The organism is Mycolicibacterium agri (assembly GCF_002553505.1).
In the GTDB taxonomy this organism is placed as follows: Bacteria; Actinomycetota; Actinomycetes; order Mycobacteriales; family Mycobacteriaceae; genus Mycobacterium; species Mycobacterium agri.
On record NZ_PDCP01000020.1, the window covers coordinates 39,781 to 66,562 of the forward strand.

12 protein-coding genes are annotated in these 26,782 nt (G+C 68.1%); 3 read left to right on the forward strand and 9 right to left on the reverse strand.

Annotated features, from left to right (window positions below):
* The first annotated feature begins 155 nt into the window (after positions 1-155).
* From fadD32 to CQY20_RS13215, 3 genes are read left to right on the forward strand one after another with little or no spacing between them, the layout of a single operon-like run.
* Positions 156-2,045, forward strand: coding sequence for a long-chain-fatty-acid--AMP ligase FadD32 (gene fadD32 / locus CQY20_RS13205; protein WP_097940539.1), 1,890 nt, complete (start codon positions 156-158; stop codon positions 2,043-2,045).
* A 21-nt stretch (positions 2,046-2,066) separates the two neighbouring features.
* Positions 2,067-7,472, forward strand: coding sequence for a polyketide synthase Pks13 (pks13, locus tag CQY20_RS13210; protein ID WP_163701124.1), 5,406 nt, complete (start codon positions 2,067-2,069; stop codon positions 7,470-7,472).
* The gene (locus CQY20_RS13215) at positions 7,469-9,022 is read left to right on the forward strand and encodes an acyl-CoA carboxylase subunit beta (RefSeq protein ID WP_097940540.1); all 1,554 of its coding nucleotides are present in this window, start codon (positions 7,469-7,471) and stop codon (positions 9,020-9,022) included. The genes pks13 and CQY20_RS13215 overlap by 4 nt, the downstream gene beginning before the upstream one ends.
* A gap of 133 nt (positions 9,023-9,155) precedes the next feature.
* Here the strand turns inward: CQY20_RS13215 and katG are convergent, their stop codons facing one another.
* The 9 genes from katG to CQY20_RS13260 form a co-directional block, all read right to left on the reverse strand.
* Positions 9,156-11,405 carry a catalase/peroxidase HPI gene (katG, locus tag CQY20_RS13220; RefSeq protein ID WP_097940541.1) on the reverse strand — a complete coding sequence of 750 codons (2,250 nt, stop codon included), beginning with the start codon at positions 11,403-11,405 and terminating at the stop codon, positions 9,156-9,158.
* 36 nt (positions 11,406-11,441) lie between these two features.
* The gene (locus CQY20_RS13225; protein WP_174814763.1) at positions 11,442-11,858 is read right to left on the reverse strand and encodes a Fur family transcriptional regulator; all 417 of its coding nucleotides are present in this window, start codon (positions 11,856-11,858) and stop codon (positions 11,442-11,444) included.
* 67 nt (positions 11,859-11,925) lie between these two features.
* The gene (locus tag CQY20_RS13230) at positions 11,926-12,840 is read right to left on the reverse strand and encodes an MBL fold metallo-hydrolase (protein WP_097940587.1); all 915 of its coding nucleotides are present in this window, start codon (positions 12,838-12,840) and stop codon (positions 11,926-11,928) included.
* A gap of 10 nt (positions 12,841-12,850) precedes the next feature.
* On the reverse strand, positions 12,851-16,039 hold the full coding sequence (locus CQY20_RS13235; protein WP_097940589.1) for an arabinosyltransferase domain-containing protein: 3,189 nt from the start codon (positions 16,037-16,039) through the stop codon (positions 12,851-12,853).
* Positions 16,036-19,431 carry an arabinosyltransferase domain-containing protein gene (locus CQY20_RS13240; RefSeq protein ID WP_234816231.1) on the reverse strand — a complete coding sequence of 1,132 codons (3,396 nt, stop codon included), beginning with the start codon at positions 19,429-19,431 and terminating at the stop codon, positions 16,036-16,038. Before CQY20_RS13240 ends, CQY20_RS13235 begins: the two co-directional genes overlap by 4 nt.
* Positions 19,432-19,455: 24 nt before the next feature.
* Positions 19,456-22,731, reverse strand: a complete 3,276-nt coding sequence (locus tag CQY20_RS13245) for an arabinosyltransferase domain-containing protein (RefSeq protein ID WP_097940543.1) — start codon at positions 22,729-22,731, stop codon at positions 19,456-19,458.
* Positions 22,731-24,605, reverse strand: a complete 1,875-nt coding sequence (locus tag CQY20_RS13250) for a galactan 5-O-arabinofuranosyltransferase (RefSeq protein WP_174814764.1) — start codon at positions 24,603-24,605, stop codon at positions 22,731-22,733. Before CQY20_RS13250 ends, CQY20_RS13245 begins: the two co-directional genes overlap by 1 nt.
* A gap of 17 nt (positions 24,606-24,622) precedes the next feature.
* Positions 24,623-25,405 (reverse strand): decaprenylphospho-beta-D-erythro-pentofuranosid-2-ulose 2-reductase, encoded by a 783-nt coding sequence (locus CQY20_RS13255; protein WP_097940544.1) that lies wholly within the window; start codon positions 25,403-25,405, stop codon positions 24,623-24,625.
* Positions 25,406-26,773 carry a decaprenylphosphoryl-beta-D-ribose oxidase gene (locus tag CQY20_RS13260; RefSeq protein ID WP_097940545.1) on the reverse strand — a complete coding sequence of 456 codons (1,368 nt, stop codon included), beginning with the start codon at positions 26,771-26,773 and terminating at the stop codon, positions 25,406-25,408.
* Positions 26,774-26,782: the final 9 nt, after the last annotated feature.

Below are 26,782 nucleotides of genomic sequence, written 5' to 3' on the forward strand. Positions count from 1 at the left end.
CTCGTGACCCGGCAGCGGATGCTAACCCCTCGGTAACATCACGCGGGGTTTTTCGATCCGAGAGGACAACGGAGTCCTCAACGACGCCCGCAGCGGCCCGACGGTCCACGCGAGAACACGCGTTGCGACGAGTGCGGTTCTGACAGGAGAGTGCGATGCCGTTCCATAACCCGTTCATCAAGGACGGACAGATCAGGTTCCCCGACAACGGAAGCCTGGTTCGTCACGTCGAACGGTGGACCAAGGTTCGTGGAGACAAGCTCGCCTACCGATTCCTGGACTTCTCCACCGAGCGCGACGGGGTCAACAAGGACCTGACGTGGGCCGACTTCGGCACCCGCAACCGTGCCGTCGGCGCGCGCCTGCAGCAGGTGACCGAGCCCGGCGACCGGGTGGCCATCCTGTGCCCGCAGAACCTCGAATACCTCATCGCTTTCTTCGGCACTCTCTATTCGGGCCGCATCGCGGTGCCGCTGTTCGATCCGAGCGAGCCCGGCCACGTCGGCCGGTTGCACGCCGTGGTCGACGACTGCCATCCCACCGCGATCCTGACCACCACCGACTCGGCCGAAGGGGTGCGGAAGTTCTTCCGCAGCCGTCCCGCCAAGGAGCGGCCCCGCGTCATCGCGGTCGACGCGGTGCCCGACGAGGTCGGCGCCACGTGGGAGCCGATGGACGTGCAGCCCGACACGATCGCCTACCTGCAGTACACCTCCGGATCCACCCGGGTCCCCACCGGCGTGCAGATCACCCACCTGAATCTGGCCACCAACGTGGTGCAGGTGATGGAGGCCCTGCAGGGCGAGGAGGGCGACCGCGGTGTCTCGTGGTTGCCGTTCTTCCACGACATGGGCCTGATCACCGTGATGCTGTCGCCGATGATCGGCCACTACGTCACCTTCATGACGCCGGCCGCATTCGTGCGCAGGCCCGGCCGCTGGATCCGCGAGCTGGCCCGCAAGGAAGGCGACACCGGGCAGAGCTATTCGGTGGCGCCGAACTTCGCGTTCGACCACGCCGCGGCGCGCGCGGTGCCCAAGGAGGGGGAGCCGCCGCTGGATCTGTCCAACGTCAAGGCCATCCTCAACGGCAGCGAGCCGATCTCGGCGGCGACCGTGCGCAAGTTCAACGAGGCGTTCGGGCCGTTCGGTTTCAAGCCCGAAGCGATCAAGCCGTCCTACGGCCTGGCCGAGGCGACGCTGTTCGTCTCCACCACGCCGATGCACGAACCGCCCAAGATCATCAACGTCGATCGCGACGAGCTCAACAACCACCGCTTCGTCGAGGTGCCCGCCGACTCGCCGAAGGCGGTCCCGCAGGCGTCCGCAGGCAAGGTCGGTGTCGCGGAGTGGGCCGTGATCGTCGACCACGAGACGGCCACCGAGCTGCCCGACGGCCAGATCGGGGAGATCTGGATCAGCGGCCAGAACATGGGCACCGGCTACTGGGGTAAAGAGGAAGCGACCCGCGAGACGTTCCAGAACATCCTCAAATCGCGGACCAACCCGAGCCACGCCGAAGGCGCCAAAGACGACGCGACGTGGGTGCGCACCGGCGACTACGGCGCCTACTACCAGGGCGACCTCTACATCACCGGCCGCGTCAAGGATCTGGTGATCATCGACGGCCGCAACCACTACCCGCAAGACCTCGAGTACACGGCGCAGGAGGCGACCAAGGCGCTGCGCCCCGGCTTCGTCGCGGCGTTCTCGGTGCAGGCCAACCAACTGCCCGACGAGGTGTTCGAGAACGCGCACTCGGGTCTCAAGCGCGATCCTGAGGACACCTCCGAACAACTTGTGATCGTCGGCGAACGCGCCCCCGGCGCTCACAGGATGGACATGGCGCCGATTGCCGACGACATCCGCGCAGCGATCGCGGTGCGCCACGGTGTCACGGTGCGTGACGTGCTGCTGACCCCGGCAGGCGCGATCCCGCGCACCTCGAGCGGCAAGATCGGCCGGCGTGCCTGCCGCGCTGCGTATCTGGACGGCAGCCTGCGCAGCGGGAAGGTGGCCAATGCCTTCCCGGACGAAACTGACTAGAACCCAGGCTGATATTCAAAAATGACTGAAAACCAACCGGATTCGCAGCACGCGCCCGGAGCGGACGACGAAGGCTTCAAGCTGGCGCCCGAACGCCCGGTCACCCCGGCACGCACCGACATGACCGTCGCCGAGATGCGCGAATGGCTGCGCAATTGGATCGCCAATGCCACCGGGCAACCCGCCGACTCGATCGACGACTCAACGCCGATGGTCGAGCTGGGGCTGTCGTCCCGCGACGCCGTGGCGATGGCAAGCGACATCGAAGACCTCACCGGTGTGACGTTGACGGCCACCGTCGCGTTCCGCCATCCGACCATCGAATCGCTGGCCACGGTGATCATCGAGGGCGAGCCGGAGCCGGAGGGCGACGAGGGTCCCGACTTCGACTGGTCGCGCGACCGCGACGTCGAGGACATCGCGATCGTCGGTCTGGCCACCCGCTTCCCCGGCGACATGAACTCTCCCGACGAGACGTGGCAGGCGCTGCTCGAGGGCCGCGACGCCATCACCGATCTGCCCGAAGGCCGGTGGGAGGAGTTCCTGTCCGAGCCGCGGATCGCCGAGCGGGTCGCCAAGGCCCGCACCCGGGGCGGATACCTGAAGGACATCAAGGGTTTTGACGCCGAATTCTTCGCGCTGTCGAAGATGGAGGCCGACAACATCGATCCGCAGCAGCGGATGGCGCTCGAGCTGACGTGGGAAGCGTTGGAGAACGCCCGAATTCCGGCGTCGTCGCTGCGCGGCCAGAGCGTCGGGGTCTACATCGGCAGCTCCACCAACGACTACAGCTTCCTGGCGATGTCGGATCCATCGGTGGCACACCCGTATGCGATCACCGGCACGGCCAGTTCGATCATCGCCAACCGGGTGTCGTACTTCTACGACTTCCGCGGCCCGTCGGTGGCGGTCGACACCGCCTGCTCCAGCTCGCTGGTCGCCGCGCACCAGGGTGTGCAGGCGCTGCGCTCGGGCGAGGCCGACGTCGCGATCGTCGGTGGCGTGAACGCGTTGATCACCCCGCTGGTGACGGTCGGTTTCGACGAGGTCGGCGGTGTGCTGGCCTCCGACGGCCGGATCAAGTCGTTCTCCGCCGACGCCGACGGCTACGCCCGGTCCGAGGGCGGCGGCATGCTGGTGCTCAAGCGCCTCTCCGACGCTCGCCGCGACGGCGACGAGATCTACGCGATCATCGCGGGCAGCGCGGTCAACCATGACGGCCGATCCAACGGCCTGCTGGCGCCGAATCCCGACGCGCAGGCCGATGTGCTGCGCAAGGCGTACAAGGATGCAGGCATCGACCCGCGCACCGTCGACCACATCGAGGCGCACGGCACCGGCACCATCCTCGGTGACCCGATCGAGGCCGACGCGCTGGGCCGCGTCGTCGGCAAGGGCCGCCCCGCCGATAAGCCCGCGTTGCTGGGTGCTGTGAAATCCAATGTGGGACACCTGGAGTCGGCCGCGGGCGCGGCGAGCCTGGCGAAGATGGCGCTGGCGCTCAAGCACGGCAAGATCCCGCCGTCGATCAACTACAGCGGGCCCAACCCCTATATCGACTTCGAGGCGATCCGGCTCAAGGTCGCCGACACCGTCACCGACTGGCCCCGCTACAGCGGCCACGCCATCACCGGCGTCTCGGGCTTCGGCTTCGGCGGCGCGAACGCGCACATGGTCCTGCGCGAGGTGCTGCCGTCGGACCTGGAGGAGCCCGAACCAGAAGAGCCGGAAGAGGTTTCGGAAGGCAAACACGCCGCGTCGGAAGCCGACGCCGTGTACGTCGGCGGTGTGCGGATGGACGAGTACGGCGAGTTCATCCACGATGACGACGACGATGCGCTTGACCGCCCGGCGCACGCCACCGAGGACGCCGAGCCGGACCTGCCCGGCCTGACCGACGAGGCCAAGCGCCTGCTCGAGGTCGCCCGTGAAGAGCTGGAAGCCGGCGAGCAGCCCACTCCAGTTGTGCCGCTGGCTGTTTCGGCGTTCCTGACGTCGCGCAAGCGGCAGGCCGCCGCGGAGCTGGCCGACTGGATGGACAGCCCCGAGGGCCGCGCCTCCTCGCTGGAGTCGATCGGCCGCTCCCTGTCGCGGCGCAACCACGGCCGCTCGCGCGCGGTGGTCATGGCGCACGACCACGACGAGGCGATCAAGGCGCTGCGCGCGCTGGCCGACGGCAAGCAGAGCCCCAACACCTACAGCGCCGACGGCCCGGTCACCAACGGCCCGGTGTGGGTGCTGGCCGGTTTCGGCGCCCAGCACCGCAAGATGGGCAAGAACCTCTATCTGCGCAACGAGGTGTTCGCCGAGTGGATCAACAAGGTCGACGCGCTCGTCCAGGACGAGCTCGGCTACTCGATCGTCGAACTGATCCTCGACGACTCCAAGGACTACGGCATCGAGACCACTCAGGTCACGATCTTCGCGATTCAGGTCGCACTCGGTGAGTTGTTGAAGCACCACGGCGCGAAACCCGCTGCGGTGGTGGGCCAGTCGCTCGGTGAGGCCGCGGCCGCCTACTTCTCCGGCGGTCTGTCGCTGGAAGACGCCACGCGCACCATCTGCTCGCGTTCGCACCTGATGGGCGAGGGCGAGGCGATGCTGTTCGGCGAGTACATCCGCCTGATGGCGCTCGTCGAGTACTCCGCCGATGAGATCAAGACGGTGTTCTCCGACTATCCCGATCTCGAGGTGTGCGTGTACGCCGCGCCGACCCAGACGGTGATCGGCGGTCCGCCAGAGCAGGTCGACGCGATCATCGAGCGGGCTGAGAAAGAGGGCAAGTTCGCCCGCAAGTTCCAGACCAAGGGCGCCAGCCACACCCAGCAGATGGATCCGCTGCTCGGCGAGTTGGCCGCCGAATTGCAGGGCATCCAGCCGCGTCCGCTGACGACCGGTTACTTCTCCACCGTGCACGAGGGCAGCTACATCCGGCCGGGCGGTGGACCGATCCACGACGTGGAGTACTGGAAGAAGGGCCTGCGCCACAGCGTCTACTTCACGCAGGGCATCCGCAACGCCGTCGACAACGGCCACACCACATTCCTTGAGCTGGCACCGAATCCGGTGGCGCTCATGCAGGTTGGCCTGACCACCGCCGCCGCGGGTCTGCACGACGCCCAGCTGATCGCCACGCTCGCGCGCAAGCAGGACGAAGTCGAGTCGATGACCGCGGCGATGGCACAGCTCTATGTGCACGGCCACGATCTGGACTTCCGCACGCTGTTCCCGCGCGGCGAGTACGCCGACATCCCGCCGACCCGGTTCCGTCGCAAGCCGTACTGGCTGGAGGCGCGCTTCACCGGTGACAGCTCGACGGTGATGCCGGGCAACCACGTCGCCATGCCCGACGGCAGGCACGTGTGGGAGTACGCGCCGAAGGGTCAGACCGATCTCGCTGCGCTGGTGAAAGCCGCTGCGGCACAGGTTCTTCCGGATGCCCAGCTGACGGCATCCGAGCAGCGCGCGGTGCCGGGCGAAGGTGCGCGGCTGGTGACGACGCTGACGCGCCACCCCGGCGGCGCCAGTGTGCAGGTGCATGCGCGCATCGAGGAGTCGTTCACTCTGGTGTACGACGCGATCGTCAGCCGCGCCGGTCAGGCCGCAGCACTACCCGCCGCCGTCGCCACCGGAACCGCCGTCGCGGGCCAGGTTTCGGCCTCGCCCGCAACCGAGGAGCAGCCCGCCGAGGACGCGGAGATCCTCTCCGACAACCTGACCGCAGGCGTCGGCATGGGCGCCACCTTCGAGAAGTGGTCGCCGGACTCCGGTGAGACCGTGCACGACCGGCTCGCCACGATCGTCGGCGCCGCAATGGGTTACGAGCCCGAGGATCTCCCGTGGGAGGTGCCGCTGATCGAGCTCGGCCTCGACTCGCTGATGGCGGTGCGGATCAAGAACCGCGTCGAGTACGACTTCGACCTGCCGCCGATCCAGTTGACGGCGGTGCGCGACGCCAACCTCTACAACGTCGAGAAGCTCATCGAGTACGCGATCGAGCACCGCGACGAGGTGGAGCGCATCCACGAGCACCAGAAGACGCAGACGCCCGAGGAGATCGCCGCCGAGCAGGCCGCGTTGCTCAGCGGCGCCAACCCGACGACGGTGCAGGCGCCCGCGCCCGACCCGCAGGCCGAGCCGCAAACGCAGGCCGAGCCGCAGACGCAGGCCGAGGCACCGGCTTCCGACATGCCGATACCGCCGCCGCCCACCGACCCGTCGGGTCCGTCTGGGCCGTCGATTCCGCCGCCGCCGACCAACCCGGCAGGCCCGGATCAGGATCAGCAGAGCCCGGCCGCCCTGGCCGCGCAGGTGCTGACGCAGGAGGCGGTCACCGAGGCGTTGGGCGCCGATGTGCCGCCGCGCGAGGCCGCCGAGCGTGTCACGTTCGCGACGTGGGCCATCGTCACCGGCAAGTCGCCCGGCGGCATCTTCAACGCGCTGCCCGAGGTCGACGACGAGACGGCCGAGAAGATCGCGCAACGGCTTTCGGAGCGCGCCGAGGGCCCCATCACCGTCGACGACGTGAAGAACTCGCCGACGATCGAGGCGCTGGCGACCATCGTGCGCGAGCACCTCGAGGCCGGTGAGCTCGACGGGTTCGTCCGCACGCTGCGTGCACCGAAGGAGGGCTCGAAGCGGATCCCGGTCTTCGTGTTCCACCCCGCCGGTGGCTCGACGGTGGTGTACGAGCCATTGGTGAAGCGGCTGCCCGCCGACACCCCGGTGTACGGCATCGAGCGCGTCGAGGGGTCCGTCGAGGAGCGCGCCGCGCAGTACGTGCCGAAGCTGATGGAAATGCACGACGGCCCATTCATCCTGGCCGGCTGGTCGCTCGGTGGCGCGATGGCGTACGCGTGCGCGATCGGGCTCAAGCAGGCCGGCGCCGACGTGCGGTTCGTCGGGCTGATCGACACCGTGCGCCCGGGCGAAGAGGTCCCGCAGACCAAGGAGGAGACCCGCGCCCGCTGGGATCGCTATGCCCGCTTCGCCGAACGCACCTTCAACGTGCAGATCCCGGCGATCCCGTACGAGCAACTCGAGGAGCTCGACGACGAGGGTCAGGTGCAGTTCGTGCTTGACGCGGTCAAGGCCAGCGGCGTGCAGATCCCCGGCGGCGTGATCGAGCACCAGCGCACGTCGTATCTGGACAACCGGCTGCTCGAAACGGCCGAGATCAAGCCGTACGACGGGCACGTCACGCTGTACATGGCCGACCGCTACCACGACGATGCGATCTTCTTCGAGCCGCGCTATGCCAAGCGCCAGCCCGACGGCGGCTGGGGGCAATACGTCTCGGACCTGGAGGTCGTCCACATCGGGGGCGAGCACATCCAGGCGATCGACGAGCCGTACATTGCGAAGGTCGGCGCGCACATGAGCGAGGCGATCGCACGCATCGAGTCTGAGGAGAAGCAGGCGAAGTGACCACCAAGACCACCGCGGAACTGCTGGCCGAACTTCGCGAGAAGCTCGAGATAGCCAAGGAACCCGGTGGCGAGAAGGCCGTCGCCAAGCGGGAGAAGAAGGGCATCCCGAGTGCCCGCGCCCGGATTCACGCGCTGCTCGACCCCGGCTCGTTCCTCGAAGTCGGCGCGCTGTGCAAGACGCCGGGCGACCCCAACGCGCTCTACGGCGACGGCGTGGTCACCGGTCACGGCACCATCAACGGCCGCCCGGTCGGGGTTTTCAGCCACGACCAGACGGTGTTTCAGGGCACGGTCGGCGAGATGTTCGGCCGCAAGGTGGCCCGCCTGATGGAATGGGTGGCGATGGTCGGCTGCCCGATCATCGGCATCAACGACTCCGGCGGCGCCCGCATCCAGGACGCTGTGACGTCGCTGGCGTGGTACGCCGAACTGGGCCGCCGCCACGAGTTGCTGCGCGGTATGGTGCCGGAGATCTCCATCATCCTGGGCAAATGCGCTGGCGGAGCGGTGTATTCGCCGATCCAGACCGACCTCATCGTGGCCGTGCGCGATCAGGGCTACATGTTCGTCACCGGCCCCGACGTGATCAAGGACGTCACCGGTGAGGAAGTCACGCTCGACGAGCTCGGCGGCGCCGACGCGCAGGCCCGCTACGGCAACATCCACCAGGTCGTCGAGGACGAGGCGGCGGCGTTCCAGTATGTCCGCGACTATCTGAGCTTCCTGCCGCCCAACACATTCGACGATCCGCCGATCGTCAATCCCGGGCTCGAGCCGGAGATCACCCCGCACGACCTCGAGCTGGACTCGATCGTGCCGGACTCCGACAACACCGCCTACGACATGCACGAGATCCTGTTACGCATCTTCGACGACGGCGACGTCTTCGATGTCGCCGCGCAGCAGGGCCAGGCGATGATCACCGCGTTCGCCCGCGTCGACGGCCACCCGGTGGGCGTGCTGGCCAACCAGCCGATGTATCTGTCCGGCTCGATCGACAACGAGGCCTCGGACAAGGCGGCGCGGTTCGTACGGTTCTGCGACTCCTTCAACCTGCCACTGGTTTTCGTCGTCGACACCCCGGGCTTCCTGCCGGGTGTCGAGCAGGAGAAGGGCGGCATCATCAAGCGCGGCGGCCGGTTCCTCAACGCGGTCGTCGAGGCCGACGTGCCGAAGGTGACGATCACCATCCGCAAGTCCTACGGCGGCGCGTATGCGGTGATGGGCTCCAAGCAGCTGTCGGCCGACCTGAACTTCGCCTGGCCCACCGCGCGCATCGCGGTGATTGGCGCCGACGGTGCCGCCCAGCTGCTGATGAAGCGGTTTCCCGACCCGAATTCGCCTGAGGCGCAAGAGGTCAAGCGGCAGTTCATCGAGGGCTACAACCTCAACATGGCCACGCCGTGGATCGCCGCCGAGCGCGGCTTCATCGACGCGGTGATCCAGCCGCACGAGACCCGGCTGCTGCTGCGCAAGTCGCTGCACCTGTTGCGCGACAAGCAGAAGCACGGCCGCGTGCAGCGCAAGCACGGCCTGCTGCCCATCTAGTTGTGCCGGATTGTGTATCTGGCGACGGTATTCGCCCCTAAAGCGTCGCCAGATTCACAGACGAGCGGCTGAAAGCCTGAAAAACAGACACCCCGCGAGCCTTTCGACTCGCGGGGTGTCGCATATCTGGTGACTACTTGGCCAGGTCGAACCGGTCGTTGTTCATGACCTTCACCCACGCCGCGACGAAGTCCTCGATGAACTTCGCCTTGCTGTCTTCCTGGGCGTAGACCTCGGCGATGCCGCGCAGCACCGAGTTCGAACCGAACACCAGGTCGTTGGCGGTGGCGGTCCACTTGAGCTGGCCCGTCTTGCGGTCGCGGCCCTCGTAGACGTTCTCGGCGGTCTCCGACGGCTTCCACTCCGTGCTCATGTCGAGCAGGTTGACGAAGAAGTCGTTGGACAGCACGCCCGGCCGGTCGGTGAAGACACCGTGCTTGCTGCCGCCGTGGTTCACGTTGAGCGCCCGCAGACCGGCGACGGTCACCGCCAACTCCGGCGCCGTCAGGTTGAGCATGTAGGCCCGCTCCACGAGCAGTTGCTCCAGCGGCGCCTTCTCACCCGGACGGAAGAAGTTGCGCAACCCGTCGGCCCGCGGCTCGAGCACCGCGAAGGACTCGACGTCGGTCTGCTCCTGTGTGGCGTCGGTGCGACCAGGTGCGAAGTAGACGTCGATCTCGTATCCGGCGTCCCGGGCGGCCTTTTCGACCGCGGCGGAACCGCCGAGCACGATGATGTCCGCCAGCGACACCTTCTTGCCGCCGGTGGCCGAGGCGTTGAACTCCTGCTGGATCCGCTCGAGCACCGGAAGCACCTGAGCCAGCTCGGTCGGCTCGTTGGCCTCCCAATTCTTCTGCGGCTCAAGGCGAATCCGCGCACCGTTGGCGCCGCCGCGCTTGTCGGTGCCGCGGAAGCTGCCCGCCGACGCCCACGCCGTCTTGATCAGCTGCTGCACGGTCAGGCCGGAGTCGAGCAGCTTGCTCTTCAGCGACGCGATGTCGGCCTCGTCGATCAGCTCGTGGTCGACCTCGGGCACCGGGTCCTGCCACAGCTGCGGCTCGGGGATCCACGGGCCGAGGTAGCGGCTGATCGGCCCCATGTCGCGGTGCATCAGCTTGTACCACGCCTTGGCGAAGGCCTCGTCGAGCTCCTCGGGATGCTCGAGCCAGCGGCGCGTGATCTGGCCGTAGATCGGGTCTTCGCGCATCGAGAGGTCGGTCACCAGCATCGTCGGCTTGCGCGGCGGACCACCGAACGGATCCGGGATGATCGCCTCGGCGTCCTTGGCCTCGAACTGCCATGCGCCGCCGGGGCTCTTGGTCAGCTCCCACTCGTGGCCGTACAGCGTCTCGAGGAAGCTGTTGTCCCACTTCGTCGGCGTGGGCGTCCAGACCACCTCGAGACCGCTGGTGACCGTGTCCGGCCCGTTGCCCTGGCCGAACGGGCACTTCCAGCCCAGCTGCTGCTGCTCGATAGGCGCGCCCTCGGGCTCCGGGCCCACCATGTCGCCGTCATGGGCGCCGTGCGTCTTGCCGAGGGTGTGCCCGCCGACGATCAGTGCCGCGGTCTCCTCGTCGTTCATGGCCATCCGGCCGAACGTCTCGCGGATGTCGTGGGCGGCTTTGACCGGGTCCGGCTTGCCTTCCGGGCCTTCGGGATTGACGTAGATCAGGCCCATGGTGGTGGCGCCGAACGGCTCCGCCAGCTTGCGGTCGCTGTCGTTGGTTCCGCCGTAGCGCGCATCAGTGCCCAGCCAGGTGTCCTCCTGGCCCCACAGCATCTCCTCCGGCTCCCAGATGTCCTCACGGCCGAACGCGAATCCCATCGTCTTGAAGCCCGACGCCTCCAGCGCGGCATTGCCGGCGTAGGCGATCAGGTCGGCCCAGGAGATCTTGTTGCCGTACTTCTGCTTGATGGGCCACAGCAGCCGGCGCGCCTTGTCCAGGTTGGCGTTGTCGGGCCAGCTGTTGAGCGGGGCGAAGCGCTGCGCACCCTGCCCGGCGCCGCCGCGGCCGTCGAAGATGCGGTACGTGCCCGCGGCGTGCCAGCTCATGCGGATGAACAGGCCCGCGTAGCTGCCGTAGTCGGCAGGCCACCAGTCCTGCGATGTGTTGATCAGCTCGATGACGTCGCGCTTGAACGCTTCGAGGTCGAGCTTGGCGAACTCGTCGGCGTAGTTGAAGTCCGCGCCGAGCGGGTTGCCCTTTTCGTTCTGCCGGTGCAGCACCGAGACGTCGACCTGGTCGGGCCACCAGTCCCTGTTGGTCAGCGGAGCGTGTGACTTCGGCTTCGGCGAGTCGATCGCCGGATTCTCGCTCTCGCTGTGGCTGGCCGTTTTCGTGTCGGCCTGTGGCGGGCGAGCGTCAGATGTATCAGATGACACAGCGTTCCTTCCGGGATTGTGATTTTCGGGCTGTGATCACGGTTGTGATCGCACGTTCAGTGCTGTCGCACAGTCAGGGCATTGGCCCCAGTAGATGACCTCGGCCTCGTCGATGGCGAAGCCGACATCGTCGGAAGCGGTCAGGCACGGTGCCTCGCCGACGGCGCAATCCACATCGGCGATGGCGCCGCAGGACCGGCAGACGACGTGGTGGTGGTTGTCGCCGACGCGTGACTCATAGCGGGCCACCGAACCGGACGGCTGAATCTTGCGCACAAGGCCGGCCGCCGTCAGCGTGCTCAGCGAGTCGTAGACCGCCTGGTGAGACACGTCGGGAAGATCCGCGCGGACGGCGCGGATGATCGAATCCGTGTCGGCGTGCGGGTGAGCGTGCACCGCGGTCAGCACCGCAATGCGCGGTCGCGTCACGCGAAGGGCGGCTCCCCGCAGCATCTGCTGAAAGTCTTCCCCCGTGGGCACGCCAAGAGTCTTGCCCCTTTTCTGGAATAAGTCAAGATTTCTACAGAGCGCTTATTTCGAGCCAGTCGTCGACTTGAAACGCGTCGCCACGGGCCACCACCGACATCCCGCCGTGGCCGGGATAGTGCGCGGGGATGACGGCGGCACGCCGCCGCGACGCCTCGGTGAGCACCCGCCGACGCGTCGTCGCGGCCTCGGCGAAGTCCTCGTCGAGCACGCACGAGTCGGTGGGCCTGTGCAACTGCATCGGGCTGTGGGTGAGGTCGCCGACGAACACCGCCGGCTTGCCCGCATCGAGCCAGAGCACCGACGAGCCGGGGGTGTGGCCCGGCGCCGGCCGCAGCCGCAACGAGTCGCTGATCTGATAATCGTCGGACCACAGTTCGATCTGGCCCGCCTTGTCGACCGGAAGGATACTGTCGCAGAACATGATTCGGCTCGCATCCAGCCGCGCCTGATGCTCCTCGGAGCGGCCGGGTCCCCGCGCTTCGGCGTTTTCGGGGTGGTAGTAGCGGTAGTCGGCTTCCGGCATGAGGTAGCGCGCGTTCGGGAACGTCGGCACCCATTCGTCGTTGTCGCGTCGGGTGTTCCATCCGACGTGGTCGGTGTGGATGTGGGTGTTGACCACGACGTCGACCGACTCAGGACTGATGCCCGCGGCGTTGAGTGATTCCAGGAAATCGGTGTCGAGGTTGGCGAGGTACGGCATCGCCGGGCGGTCGCGGCCGTTGCCGACGCCGGTGTCGACCAGCACCGTGAGGCCGTCCACCTCGATCACCCACGTCTGCACCGCCGCATGCCAATTGACGGTGTCCCAGAACGTGGGGCTCAGCTCGGGCGCCAGTTCCTGCCACGCCTCCTGCGGCGTGTTGGGGAACATGGACAGCGGCAGGCCGAGCCGCAACTCGAGTATGCGGGTGACGCTCGCGGCACCCAGTCGCACGCGATCGGGCACGGCGATCATCCTAGGGGCCGACGCGAATCTTGTTGGGCTTCCACAGGCCGCTGCGTGTGGCGGTGCCGAGTTCGATCTCGGCGGGCTCGGCGTTGACGATCGTGTCGAACTTGCGCAGCGAACCCCAGTCGCGGCCCCAGTCCCGCGACAGGTAGGTCGCCATCACGTGCGCGCGCAGCAGCAGGTCGGAGATGCCCAGCAGGCCGCCGTTGACGCCGTCCTGCCACGTGTCGGTGTCCTTGCGCTTGGCGTTGTAGTCCGGCGTGATGCGGAACTTCGGCACCTCCGTGACGCCGTTGGCGTGCAGCATCGGCTGCTGGCACGGGAACGCCAGGCCCACCGCCCAGTCCATCAGCACGGGCTGGTCGGAGCCGACGTATTCCTGCAGCGAACGCAGTTCCGGCACGCGCGGCGGCGTGACGGCGATCCAGTCGCCCGGCGTCAGCGACCGGTCCTCGGCGACGACACGGACCGCGATGGCGTCGGCCGGAATGTCGGAGCGGGCGAACCGCAGATTGCGCCACGACGGCGCGGGGCCGAGGTCGTCGGGCACCAGACGGCCCGCAGGCACCGGCGCGCCGTCGGGGCCTGGCAGCGCGTACTCCAACTCGACGGTCTCGGCCTCGGTGCGGCCGTTGAGCACGCTGTTGCCGGTGATCGTGCCCGCCGCGGTGATCACCACCAGCGGGTGCGCGTCGTCGGGCGGCGGCAGTTCGTACCACGCCGAGGCCAGCGTGCTCTGCTGCTGCGGGCCCTCGACGTAGGTGCCGGCGACGGGCACCCGCGCAGGATCGAGCCCGTAGGGCAGCGGCACCGTCGACCCGTTGACACCGGGCGTCTCCAGCTTGGCCGGGTGATCCCAGTCGTAGTCGGTGCCGGGCATCGGCAGCGTCATCCGGATCGCTTCTGCCACAATGCGATTCGGCACACCGTTCGGTGTGAAGCCGACGGGGTTCTCGCCGCCGAGCGGGCCCAGCGGACCGTAATCGCCCGGCAGCGCATTCAGGAAGCCGTCGTTGGGGTCGGGTTCGACGAGCACGTCGTCGGCAAGCCCGCAGCCGCCGACGAAGGCGCGCAGGTTGGCCCAGCCGTTCGAGTAGGTCGGGTATTGCCGCACCACGCCGACGATCATCGACGCGACGAACACCACCACCATGAAGCCCGCCGCGATGGGGATCGGCGCCGAGGTCAGCGCACGCGCGAAGCGGCCCTCGCCGCGGTCGCGGGCGGCGAAATGCAGCCACACCGCATAGACGGCGGCGACGGCGAACAAGGCGAAAAAGATTGTGCTGACCGTGATTCCAGCGATCTTCGGCATCGCGTTGTTGAACGGAACGCCGAAGCTGGACACATACCACCAGCCGTTGGTGGTGGCGAAGCACAGCGCCAGCAGAAACAGCACGGCCGCCACCACCGCCATCCGGTTGCGCGACCAGCGCAGCACCTTCGGCGACACCAGCACGGTGGCCAACGCCGCCATCGCCGCGCCGACGGCGGCGAACAACCCGAAGTGATGCACCCACTTGGTCGGGGTGAACATCAGGAAGAACATGGTGCCGAAGATGATTCCCATCAGCCGCCACGCCGGGCCGCGCGCGACGCCGGGAACCCGCTTGCGGCGCAACATGATGAACATCGACACGAACAGGCTCAGCGCCGTGATGAGGAAGCCGAACCGGCGCGACAGCGAGCCGTCCACCGTCGGCAGGATCAGGTAGTAGTAACGCAGGTTCTCCGTGTACCAGGCCTGGCTCGGGCCGATATCAGTGCGAATCCTGGTCGCTTCCAACACCGTTGCCAGTGTCTGGTCGGCGAACACCACGGTCAGCACCACGGTGCCCGCCGCAAGCAGCGGCGCCACCAGCGGCCACGTGCCGACGACGCGGTGCCTGCGCACCAGAATCCGCAGCAGCGGGCGACCGCCGGCGACCAGCGCCGCCACCGCGATCAACCCTGTCGGCTGGATGCCGAGCGTGAACGCCGCGGCGACCACCGCCAGCGCTGCGGGCGTCATGCGGCCCGAGATGATGGCCCGCTCGATGAGCACGTAGGTGATCAGCGCGCCGACGGCGATCTGACCCTCGGGCCGCAGCCCGTTGTTGAACGGCATCCACGCCGCCAGCAACACCAGCCCGGCCGCCCACACCGCCGCCTTCGACGACGCCACCGCCGGACCCAGCCGCGGCAGCACCTCACGCGACAGCAGCAGCCAACACACCAGTGCGGAAACGAGATCCGGCAACCGGATCCAGATGCTGGCGTCGCTGACATGGGTCATCAGCGCCAGCAGGTTGTAATACCAGCCGAACGGGTCCTCGGGACTGCCGAACCACCGGAAGTAGTTGGACATGTAGCCGGCGTGGTCGGCGACCCGGGCCATGCCGAGGATGTAGCCGTCGTCGGATGAGTTGGCGCCCGCCACATGCCAGAACAGGAAGGAGCCGACGACGACGACGTCGGCGGCGGTGAACGTGCGCCAGCGTGCCGGAATGAGGCTGTGCATGCGCCTGCCGTCGAGCCGGTCCAGGCGCCACAACGCGACCAGCGCGACGACGGTGGCCGCGATCGCGCCCAGCATGGCGGCCAGCTTCAAAACCGTTGGCTTGGTGGAGAACCGGGTGTCGATGGTGGCCGACAGCGACAGGCCGGGCGGCGCGGGCCCTGTCAGGTCGGTGAACACGCCGACGATCTGCGGGCGCAGGTTCGGGTCGGCGAACCCGCTGCGCAGTTCCTCACCCGTGTCCTCGTCGGTGAGCCCGACGAATGTGGCGAACGTTCCTTCGTCGGTCGAGGTGATCTCGATGCGCTCGCAGCCTGGCGCGCCGCCGGTGCCGACCACACGCTCCCGCGGCACGCTCGCGATCACGACGTTGCGGTCGGTGATGTCCACCCGCTCCTCGTTGACGTTGACGAACAGCGCGTTGAGCGTGGCCTCCTTGCCCTCCTTGGGGGCGGTGGAGAGCACCGTGCCGCCGTCCGGCGGCAACGAGCGGATCACGTCGCACGGCACCGTCACCGTCATCGACACCGGCACCTGCGAGATGAGCGGCGCCGTAACGTCATTGAGCTGACCGCCCTGCGGCCAGTTCAGCGTCGCGGTGGTCTGCACCACCGGCAGCAGCGGGGTGGCGACCGACAGCACGAACCCGATCAGGCCCGCGATCGTCGCGACCAAGCGCGTCACCCGGATGTCACTCATGGCAGCGCCCTGATCGGTCCGTTGCGAACCCACCCGTTGACCGTCGTCGAGCCTTGGTCGATGACGGCGTCGGGTGCCTCTGACTCCGGCACCAGCCGGTGGTAGCGCTCGATGGCTCCCCAGTCGCGATACCAGTCGTCGCGCAGGTACGACGGCACCGAGTCGGACCGCAACAGCGCCCGCGTGACCAACAGCGGGCCGCCGTCCTCCAGCGACTGCCACTGGTTCGACGACACCACGGTCTGCTTGAGGTTGGGAAGAATGCGGTACCCAGGAAGTTCAGCCACGCCAAGGTGTTCGGAGAACGGACGCTGGCACGGGAAATTGGCGGCGGTCGCGATGTCCATCAACACCGGCGTGTCCGAGCCCATCATCTGCTGCGCGGTCTCAAGCACCGGCACCCGCGGCGGGGTGAACGCGAACCACTGGTCGTCGGACAGGTTCGGGTCGTCGGCGACGATGCGCACCACGTTGGCCTCCGGCGGCGCCCACGCCAGCGGGAAACGCAGGTTGCGCCATGCCTTCTGCATGAAGATGTCGATCGGCTGCACCTGGTTGAGTGCCTCAAACGAGCCGTCCGGCCGGTGCACGCCCCACTGCAGCTTCAGCGACTGCCCGTAGTTGAACGAGCCGTCCTCCTCGTAGTACCAAATCGCCCCCGCCGCAGCGACGGTCACCAGCGGGCGGTCCGGGCTGCGGGGCGGCAGCTGATACCAGGCCGAGGTGGCCTTGGCGGCGACGGTGTTCTCGTCGTAGCTGCCCATCACCGGCGTGCGCTGCGGGTCGAGGCCGAACGGCAGGAACACGCGCGACCCGTTGATGCCCTCTGGCCCGTAGCCGCCGCTGGTGCCCGCGGCATAGCCGACGCCGACGTTGGGCTCGTTGGGTGACCCGTCGGAGTTCACCGTTCCCGGATTGGCCGTGACGGGTTCGGCGGGTTCCAGCGTGTCGCTGACGCCGTTGGGGTTGAAGCCGATCGGGTTCTCGCCGCCGAGCGGGCCGTACCGGCCGAAGCGCTGGCCCGGAACCGGTTGCAACATACCGGCATTGGGGTCCGGCTCCACCAGCACGTCGTCGGCCATCGCGCAGCTGTCCTTGCGCAGGCCCGAGGCCAGCGCAAGCGCATTGGCCTTGGCCGTGGTGTAGACGGGGTAGCGCTGCACGGCGCCCTTGGCCATCGAGCCCACCTCGAGGATCACCATGATCACCGCAACCACCAGCAGGGGCGTCGAAGCCAGTGCGCGGTTGCGGCCGGTGTTGGCGACCTCGGTGTGTCCGGCGTAGTCCATCCGGAAGTGCAGCCAGCCGGCGAGCAGGCCGGTCGCGATCGCCAGCACCAGGAAGATGAACGTGACGGGCACGCCGAAGATCACCGGCTGCTTGTCGAACCACGGCACCCCGTAGTTGCCGACGTAGAACCACGCGTTGATACCCGATGTGGCCCAGGCCAATATGAACAGCAGCGCGGTGATGTACAGCACCAGGTTGCGCCGGGTGTGCAGGCCGACCCTGCCGAACGCGAACGCGGTGACCGCGCCGAGCGCGCCGGCCAGCCCGGCGAACGCGCCGAACTGCACGGCCCACTTCGTCGGCGTGAACGTCAAGAGCAGAAGCCCGATGGCGGTAGCGCCGATCAGCCGCCACACCGGCTTGGACGCGACGCCGGGCACGTGCTTGCGGCGCAGCAGCACCGCGATCATGCCGAACAGACACAGCATCATCACCAGCACGGCGAAGCGGCGGGTGACCGACGAGTCGGCGCTGTCCTCGACGGTGAGGAAGTAGTAGCGCAGGAACTCCTGGTACCACGCGATCGTCGGGCCGACCTTGTACTTGATGCGGGCCGATTCGGCGACGGTGGCCAACGTCTGGTCGCGGAACACGATCACGAAGATCAGCGAGAACGCGGCCGCCAGCGGCGCGATCTGGGCGAGCAGGCCGTCGACCGGGCGGCGCTGCCGGATGTTGCGGGCGATGGCGCGGGCGCCGACGATCAGCGGCGCCAACGCGATGAGGCCCTGCGGTGCGGTGGTGACGCTGAACATCGCGACGACGATCGCGACCGCGGCCGGCCACATCCGGCGGGTCCCGATGGCGTTCTCGACCAGCACCCAGGCGGCGACGGTGCCGAACGCGATGATCGGTTCGGGGCGCAGGCCGTTGTTGAAGGGCAGCCACGCGGCCAGAAACACCGCGCCCGCGGTCAGCACCGAGACGCGGTTGGCGGCGATGCGGCGGCCGAGCCTGGGCAGAATGCAGCGGCTGATGATCAGCCAGGTGCCGATCGCCGCCGCGGTCGCGGGCAGCCGCATCCACACCCCAGCGGTGCTGATCGACGCCAGCTGGGCCAGCACGCTCTGATACCAGTCGAACGGCGCTTCGCTGGCGCCGAAGAAGCGGTAGTAGTTCGCGGTGTAGCCGGCCTCTGCGGACACCCGCGCGATCGTCAGGTTGTAGCCGTCGTCGGAGGAGATGGCGCCGATGACGTGCCACAGCAGCAGCGTGCCGACCACACCGATGTCGGTGATCCAGGTGACGACCCCGACCCGCATGAAGCGCCGCCAGGCGTGCGCCAACTTGCGGCCGGATCTGGTGTCCAGCACCGCCAGCGCGATGATCGAGGCCAGCACCGACGCGACGCCGAGCACCATGACGGCCAGCTTCAGCGGGGTGGGCGAGGTGATGAAGCGGGTGTCGACGTCGATGCGCGCGGACAACCCCGGCCCGGGCGGCACCTTCAATTCGGTGAAGATGCCCGCGACCTGAGGCTTGTTCTCCGGCTCGAGCGTGCCCGCGGCGCCGGGGATGCCGACAAAGTCTGCGCCGACCTGCCCGACGTTGGCCCAGATGTGCAGCGTGCTGCAGTTGCCCGCGTTGACGGCGGCGCGCGGTGCGGCCGCGGCCACGGAGTCGCGGAACGCGACGAACACCACATCCGAGGTGGCTCGCACGAACAGGCCTGCCTTGGTGACGTCACTGGCCTGCGGCGGAATCGTCGACAGCACCAGCCCGCCGTCCTCGGGCAGCGTGCCGATGGCCTGACACGGGATAGAGATGTCGAGCGCCAGCGGAGCCCCCGACACCAGCGGGGCGGTGATGTCGGAGACGGTGCCGTCGGGGCCCGGCGCGGCTCCGGTGCCCGATGTCGCCGCCGACGCGGCTCCGGTGCCCGATGTCGCCGCCGACGCGGCTCCGGTGCCCGATGTCGCCGCCGACGCGGCTCCGGTCCCGTCGGGGCCCGGCGCCTGCGGCCAATTGATGGTGGCGGTGGTCTCTTTGACCGGAAGCAACGGCACCAATGCGCACAGCACCACACCCGCGATGCCCGCGACGACAGCGACGACCCGGGCGATGGCGGACAGCCGGGTCCGCTCGGATACGTCGCGTGGCACGAGGGTCGATGGTATGCGACAGACCTAATGACGCAGCGGCGCCGGGCTCCACAGGCCGCTACGCGTCACCGAACCGAGATCTAGCCGCGCGGGCTCGGCGTTGCGGTAGTACGGCGTGAACTGCTGCAGCTCGCCCCAGTCGCGTGACCAGTCGTCCTTCAGATAGGAGGGCACGGTGGTCGCGCGCAGCAGCAACTCGCTGATGCCGAGCGGGCCGCCGCCAACGTTGTCCATCACCGGCGAGTTCGCCTCGGCGCCGAATCGGTCCGGCAGGATGCGCCACTTCGGCACCTCGATGACGCCGTTCTGGTGGCCGAACGGCCGCTGGCACGGGAAGGCCAGGCCGACCAGCCAGTCAAGCAGCACGGGGTCCTGGGACCCGACGACCTCCTGCAGGGTCTGCAGCTGCGGGATGCGCGGCGGTGTGACGGCCATCCAGTGCTGCGGCGCGAGGTCGTCGTCGTTGACGACGAGCCGCACCTGGGTGGCGTCGGCGGGGATCGCGCTCAGCGGCACCCGCAGGTTTCGCCAGGCCGGCGGCGCGCCGACGTCGTCGAACTCGACCGAGCCCTTCGGCTCGCCGTCGTCGCCTGCCCACTGCACGGCGATGTCTTCGCGGTCGAAGCGCCCGGCGGCCGAGACGACCAGGATGTTCGACGACCGTTCGCGCTCGGCCCAGTCGTCGGGCAGCCGGTACCACGCCGACCGCAGCAGCGCAGGCTGTTGGGTGCCGCTGCGCCAGCTGCCCATCACCGGGGTGGTGGCCGGGTTGAGGTTGAACGGCAGCCGCGCGCGGGAGCCGTTGACACCGGCCTGCGGCGTGGTGCCGCCCTCGGTGCCTGACTGGCCGCTGGCGTCGTCGTCGTTCTGATCGGTGTCGGCGAAGTTGCTCGATGTTCCCGGTCCGCCCATCACCTCGTCGCGGGAGAGGTTGCTCGGGATGTTGTTGGGGCCGAAGCCTTCTGCAGTGTCCGCGCCGAGAGCCTCGCCAACGGGCGCCCCGTTGGGGGTGAGCATGCCGACATTGGGGTCGCGTTCGACCATCACGAAATCGGCCAGCCCGCAGCGCTTGCCGACGAGCGCGCCGAAGTTGGAGCGCCCAACCGTCCAGCCCGGATAGAGATCGACCATGGCCAGCGTCAGGGACAGCACTTCGAAGATGACGATCAGCCATGCGGCGATCGCCAAGGGCGACTGCAGGATTCGCGACAGTCGGCCGCCGTGCCCGTCCGGCGGCGACCGGTCGTGGCCGTAGAAGTGGAACCACGCGGCCACCAGAAGCGCCAGCACCGCGAGCCCCAGCAGGATGGTGGTGAAGCCGAACTTCCACTGCGGGAACTCGTTTGACCACGGCACACCGAAGTTGGAGACGTACCACCAGCCGTTGACGCTGGCGAACGACAGCGCCATCACGAACAGCGTCGCGGCAGCGAAGATCATCCGGTTGCGCCGCGACTTCATGGCCGCGGCGGTGACGGCGACCGCGGCGAGCGCCCCGAGCGATCCGGCCAGTCCGGCGAACACGCCGAAGTGGTGCGTCCATTTGGTCGGGGTGAACATCATCGCCAGGAACGAGATGATGGTGATGCCGATGATGCGTCGGCTCGGTCCAGCGGCGGTGCCGGGAATCTTGCCCTTGCGCAACGACATTGCCACCGACACGGCCAGCGCGAGCAACACCGTCAGCACACCGAACCGGCGCGCGATGGAACCGTCGGGCGTGGCCATGAACAACCGCTCGTAGCGGATGTGCTCGTCGAACCAGGCCAGGCTCGGGCCGACGGCGGACTTGAAGGTGCTGGCTTGGATCTCCGCGGCGAAGGTCTGGTCGCGGAAGATCAAGATGATGGTGACGGTGCAGGCCGCCAGCACGGGCGCGAGCAGCGCGAGGTAGCCGAACCGCGACGTGTGGCTGGCCACAATGGTTTTCAGCGGGCCCACCGCGACCAGCAGCGCGCCGACGGCGGCGATGCCGGTGGGCCCGGAGAACAGCGTCAGGGCGCCGATGATGATCGCGATCGCCACCGGAAGCACCCGGCTGGTGGCCACGCCGCGCTCGACCGAGCACCACGTCAGCAGGATGCCCAGCGCGATGATCGGTTCGGGCCGCAGCCCGTTGTTCAGCGGCAGCCAGAACGCGAGGAACATCGCGGCGGCGGTCCACTTGGCCGCCGGGTTGGTTTTGACGGCGTGGCCCAGGCGTGGGATGACTTCGCGGCTGATCACCCACCAGCACGTCAGCGCCATCACCAGGGTCGGCAGCCGCACCCAGACGCTGTGGGTGCTGACGTGGGACCAAAGCGCCAAAAGGTCGTAATACCAGCCGAACGGCGCCTCCGGCGTGCCGAACCAGCGGTAGTAGTTGGCCATGTAGCCGGCGTGTTCGGAGACACGGGCCATGGTCAGGATGTAGCCGTCGTCGGCGGTGTTGGCGCCGACGAAATGCCACCACACCAGCACCGCGGTCACGACACCGTCCAGCGGGGTCACCGTCCACCAGCGCGGCGGCAGGAACCGCCGGTGCCGGATCCCGTCGGCGGCGTCGAGCACGTGCAGTGCGCCCAGCGCGATGATCGTCATTGCGACGCCGACGATCATCACGATCAGCTTCAGCAGCGTCGGGGAGGTGCTGTAGCGGGTGTCGACGGTCGCCGAGAACTGCAGGCCCGGCGGGGCGGGGCCGGCCAGGTCGGTGAAGACGCCGACGATCTGGGGGCGGAAGTCGTAGCCGCTGCGCTCGCCGCGCAGGGGTGCGCCGGGGTCGTCGCTGTCGGGTCCCTTGGTCAACCCGACGAATTCGCCGGTGACCTTGTCGGCGTGGGCGGTGAAGGTCAGCTTTTCGCATTCCGGGCTGAGCACCTGCGACAGCGGCGCGCTGACCACCGGGGTGTTGCGGACGATGACGAGCAGGTCGCTGTTGACGCGCTCGATCAGCAGCCCGCGGTCGATGGCCTTGGGCGCCTGCTTCGGCACCGTCGACAGCAGAACGGTGCGGTTGGCGTTCTCCGGCCCGACCAGCCCGGCGGCCACGCTGCACGGCACGTCGATGGTCAGGTCGGTGGCGACGTAGCCGATCAGCGGGGCGTCGACGCTTTGCAGCACGTCGTTCTGCGGCCAGTTCAGTTGGGCGGTGGTCTGCTTGACGGGCAGAAACGGGGTGGCGGCCGCCAGCGCGGCGCCCAGCAACCCGGCGATGATGGCGATCAACCGCGCGGTGCGGTGATTGCTGGCCAGCGGCCGGTCGTGGACCACGGGGTTCGATGGTAATTGGCCGGGCTGCGGCGACGTCTCGACGGCCATCAGCGGCCCTCGGGGTTACGGATGGCCAACACGAACGGTCCGATCTCGGAAACGGTGAAGTGGGCCTCGTCGAACAGCTTGGCGTCGAGGTTGACGTGGTAGCGCCGGACGTTGGGCTGGTTGGGGTAGACGTCGGCGGCCAGCCGAAGGGTATAGGTGTCCGACGAGTCGCCCGCGCCGCCGCGCCGCATCAAAAACACCGTCGGTGGCTCCCAGGGCAGCGAGTCCAAGTCGGCGATGAACTCGTCGGCGCTGTCGAGAGTGGCCCAGCGCTCGATCGCGGCCGCCCGCTCCTCGAACTGCGCGAGCGGATTGGCGTAGTGCGACGTCAACCCTTGGAAGCCGTAATAGGGGTAGTAGGACAGGAAGCTGTAGTCGGCGGTCATCACGATGGTCTCGTCGCGAGGCCTGCCGGTGACCTCCTGGATCTTGGCGTCGATCTCCTTGTAGTACTTCTCGGCGCCCGGTGGGCGGCGGTCGGCGCGCTGCCCGTCGCCGTCGGTGTCGGTGTAAGCGACCACGATGTCGGAGCGCAGCACGTCGGGAATGTCCTGCGCGAACGTCATCGCACCGATGGCCCCGACCGCGCCGGCGGCCACCACGATGCGGCGGCCGGTCTGCGGGCTGTAGCGGCGGGCCAACGCCAGCGCGGTCTCGATGAACCCGAATGCACCCGCCGACGACAACAGAACCGTCAGCGTGGACTGCAGCCGGAAGGACAGCAGCGTGGTGCCCAACAGTGTGGTCAGCATCGACAGCAGTGACCAGGCGTAGACCGCGACGACGCCGAAGGCCAGCCCTGCGGCGCGGGTCGACGTGCGGGCGCGAACGACCAGCCACAGCGTGCCGACCATGCACAGCGCGCCGAGCAGCGTGAAGTCCAGCATCGGGAAGTGCAGTTCTGCGCCGTCGGGTGGCAGGTAGTGCTGTGCGGTGCCGGAATCCGCGGGCGACCCGCCGATGGCCGCCAAAAGGTAAGGCAGCCAACCGATCAGCGCGATGGCGCCGGAGATCACCGCGATGACGACGAGCCGCAGCAGCGGTTCTGCGCTGCGGCGGGCCAGCGCGAGCGCCACCGCCATGAGGGTGACGGTGAACGCGCCGTACGCCAGCAGCAAGGTGTAGAACAGCGCGGCGACACCGAGAAACAGGCCGACGCCGACGACCGCGGCCCAGCCGCCCGCCCGGTGTCGGCCGCGCAACCCCGACCACGCCAGCACGAACACCGGTGGCAGCAGCACGGTGATCACGGCGGCGTACGGCTCGGCGGGCGAGTAAGCCAGGGCGGCCGCGGCCGTTGCGGTGCTGACGATCAGCGCGTACTCGAACCGAATCATACTGGCCCACAGCACGAATGCCAGCACGACCGCGATGGCGATCGAGGTGATCGCCCACGGTTTGAACATCTCCCATGCGGGCGTGCCGGTCAGCGCGGCCGCGCGGCCGCCGAGCCAGAACCAGCCGGCGGGGTAGAACGGCGGCAGCCCGAAGTAGGTCATGTCGCGCAGCGCCGCCGTGTCGGTCAGCCGGGTCAGATACTCGGTGCGGAACTGCTGGTCGACCGAGATGCCGAAGAGGTAGAGCTTGGTCGCGCCGAGCGGCATGGCCAGTGTGACGACCGAGAACGCCGACAGGAACAGCAGCGCGGCGGTGTGCGCGACGATCCTGCGGCCGCGCCGCCACAGCCAGCCGGCCGCGAGGATTCCTGCCAGACAACCGAATTGGCCGACGGTGGTGAGCGCGTGTAACTGGTTGGACGAGTTGTAGGCGGGCCATTCGACCCGGGCGATCGCTGCGAGCGAGACCGCGGAGACGACGACCGCGACGACAGTCGCCACCGCCATATGGCCGAGCACCGCCAGCGCGCCACGCATCATCGACCCGGCGGTGCTCAGATGGGCAGCTTGCGGAAGATGGCCCGCGGGATGTGTCGCAGCACCATCATCACGTACCTGAACGCTCCCGGCGCCCATACCAGTTCCTTGCCCTTGGCCGCGGCCGTGACCGCGAGTTCGGCCACGTCCTCCTTGTCCACGGTGAACGGCGCTTCCTTGGTGCCCGTGGCCTTCCAGTGATCGATGGTGGTCGAGGTGCGTACCTGGCCGGGGCGGATGACCAGGACGCGAACACCGTGTTCGCGCAACGCTTCTCCCAGGCCGAGGTAGAAGCCGTCGAGGCCCGCCTTGGTGGAGCCGTACACGAAGTTGGAGCGCCGGACGCGCTCGCCGGCGGCCGAGCTCATCGCGATGATCTGCCCGTAGCCCTGCGCGCGCATCTTCTCGCCGAGCAGTACGCCAACGGAAACGGCTGCGGTGTAATTGATTTGAGCGATCTGCACCGCCTTGCGCTGGTTCTGCCACAACTCCTCGGCGTCACCGAGCAAGCCGAACGCGACGATCGCGACATCGATGTCGCCGTCGGCGAAGGCCTGATCGATCACCTTCGGATGGCTGTCGGTGTCGAGGCCGTCGAAGTCGATCCAGTCCACGGATTTGGCGCCTGCGGCCTTCATCTGGGCAATCGCGTCGTCGCGCTTCGGGTGGTTGGGCAGGTCGGCCAGCACGACGCGCGCGGCCGCGTTGCGCAGGTAGCGCTCGCAGATGGCCAGACCGATCTCGGACGTGCCGCCGAGCAGGAGGATGGCCTGAGGATTGCCCGTCGCGTCGAACACCATCTACAGCAGCTCCAAACGTCGGGCCATGTCCGAGGCGAACACGCCGGCGGGATCGACCTTGCGCCGCACGGCGATCCATTCGTCGATCCGCGGGTACATGGCATGGAATATCTCAGCGGTGGTGCGGGAGTCCTTGGCGGTGTAGAGCCTGCCGCCGAATTCGAGCACGCGGCGGTCCAGATCCCTGAGGAATTCGTTGAGGCCCGGCTTGATCTGGAAGTCGACGCAGACGTTCCAGCCGGGGATCGGGAAACTCAACGGCGCCTTGTTGCCGGGCCCGAACAGCTTGAACACGTTGAGGAACGAGTAGTGCCCCGAGCGTTGGATGTCGTACATGATCTCCTTGAACGGCTCGACCGCTTCGGTGGGCACCACGAATTGGTATTGCGCGAAGCCGACTTTGCCGTAGGCGCGGTTCCACTCACCGACCATGTCGAGCGGGTGGTAGAACTGCGTGAGGTTCTGCGCCTTGCCGCGGTAGGTCTTGCCGGTGCGGTACCACAGTTCGGTCATCGCGCCGAAGATCAGCTTGTTGCCCAGCCCGTTCGGGAAGATGTCGGGCGTGGTGAAGTACTGCGGCGCATCGAATTTCAGCGGGTCGGCCTGCAGCTTCTTCGGCAGCTGGTCGACGGTGGCCAGCGAGCCGCGGGAAATCACGGCGCGGCCCAGTTTCGGTGGCGGGCTGATGGCGTCGAACCAGGCGCTTGAGTAGGTGTAGTTGGCTTCGGAGCCGTCGCTGTGGAAGGCGATGGTCTCGTCCAGGCTCGAGGTGACGTCGCCGTCGGCGATGAAGTAGGCGGTTTCGGTGGGGGTCATCGCGATGGTGGCGCGCAGGATGATTCCGGTCAGGCCGTTGCCGCCCACTGTCGCCCAGAACAATTCGGCGTCGTCGCCGTCCGGAGTCAGGTGGCGGATCTGGCCGTCGGCGGTGAGCAGTTCCATCGACCGCACGTGGTTGCCGAAGCTGCCCGCGCTGTGGTGGTTCTTGCCGTGGATGTCGCAGGCGATGGCGCCGCCGACGGTGACCTGACGGGTGCCGGGCAGCACGGGAACCCAGAGGCCGAGCGGAAGTGCGGCCCGCATCAGCTGGTCGAGGTTGACGCCGGCGTCGACGTCGACGAGGTGGCTTTCGCCGTCGATCGAGTGGATGCGGTTCAGCGGCGTCATGTCGATGACGAGGCCGCCGCCGTTCTGCGCGTTGTCGCCGTAGGAGCGGCCGAGGCCCCTGGCGATGACGCCGCGGGACCCGTCGGCGGCTTGCGCGACCGCCTTGGCGATGGCTTCGGTGTCGCGGGTCGACAGCACTTGGGCCACCGATGGAGCGGTGCGGCCCCAGCCGGTCAGGCGTCGCGGCGTGGTCGAGAACATCGTGACGAG

Bases quoted from the DNA above. Each gene is read 5' to 3' on its own strand.
- CQY20_RS13225 (WP_174814763.1), bottom strand. From the start codon at position 11,858: ATGCTGCGGGGAGCCGCCCTTCGCGTGACGCGACCGCGCATTGCGGTG.
- CQY20_RS13260 (WP_097940545.1), bottom strand. From the start codon at position 26,773: ATGTTCTCGACCACGCCGCGACGCCTGACCGGCTGGGGCCGCACCGCT.
- CQY20_RS13255 (WP_097940544.1), bottom strand. From the start codon at position 25,405: ATGGTGTTCGACGCGACGGGCAATCCTCAGGCCATCCTCCTGCTCGGC.
- CQY20_RS13235 (WP_097940589.1), bottom strand. From the start codon at position 16,039: ATGAGTGACATCCGGGTGACGCGCTTGGTCGCGACGATCGCGGGCCTG.
- pks13 (WP_163701124.1), top strand. From the start codon at position 2,067: ATGACTGAAAACCAACCGGATTCGCAGCACGCGCCCGGAGCGGACGAC.
- CQY20_RS13245 (WP_097940543.1), bottom strand. From the start codon at position 22,731: ATGGCCGTCGAGACGTCGCCGCAGCCCGGCCAATTACCATCGAACCCC.
- fadD32 (WP_097940539.1), top strand. From the start codon at position 156: ATGCCGTTCCATAACCCGTTCATCAAGGACGGACAGATCAGGTTCCCC.
- CQY20_RS13250 (WP_174814764.1), bottom strand. From the start codon at position 24,605: ATGCGTGGCGCGCTGGCGGTGCTCGGCCATATGGCGGTGGCGACTGTC.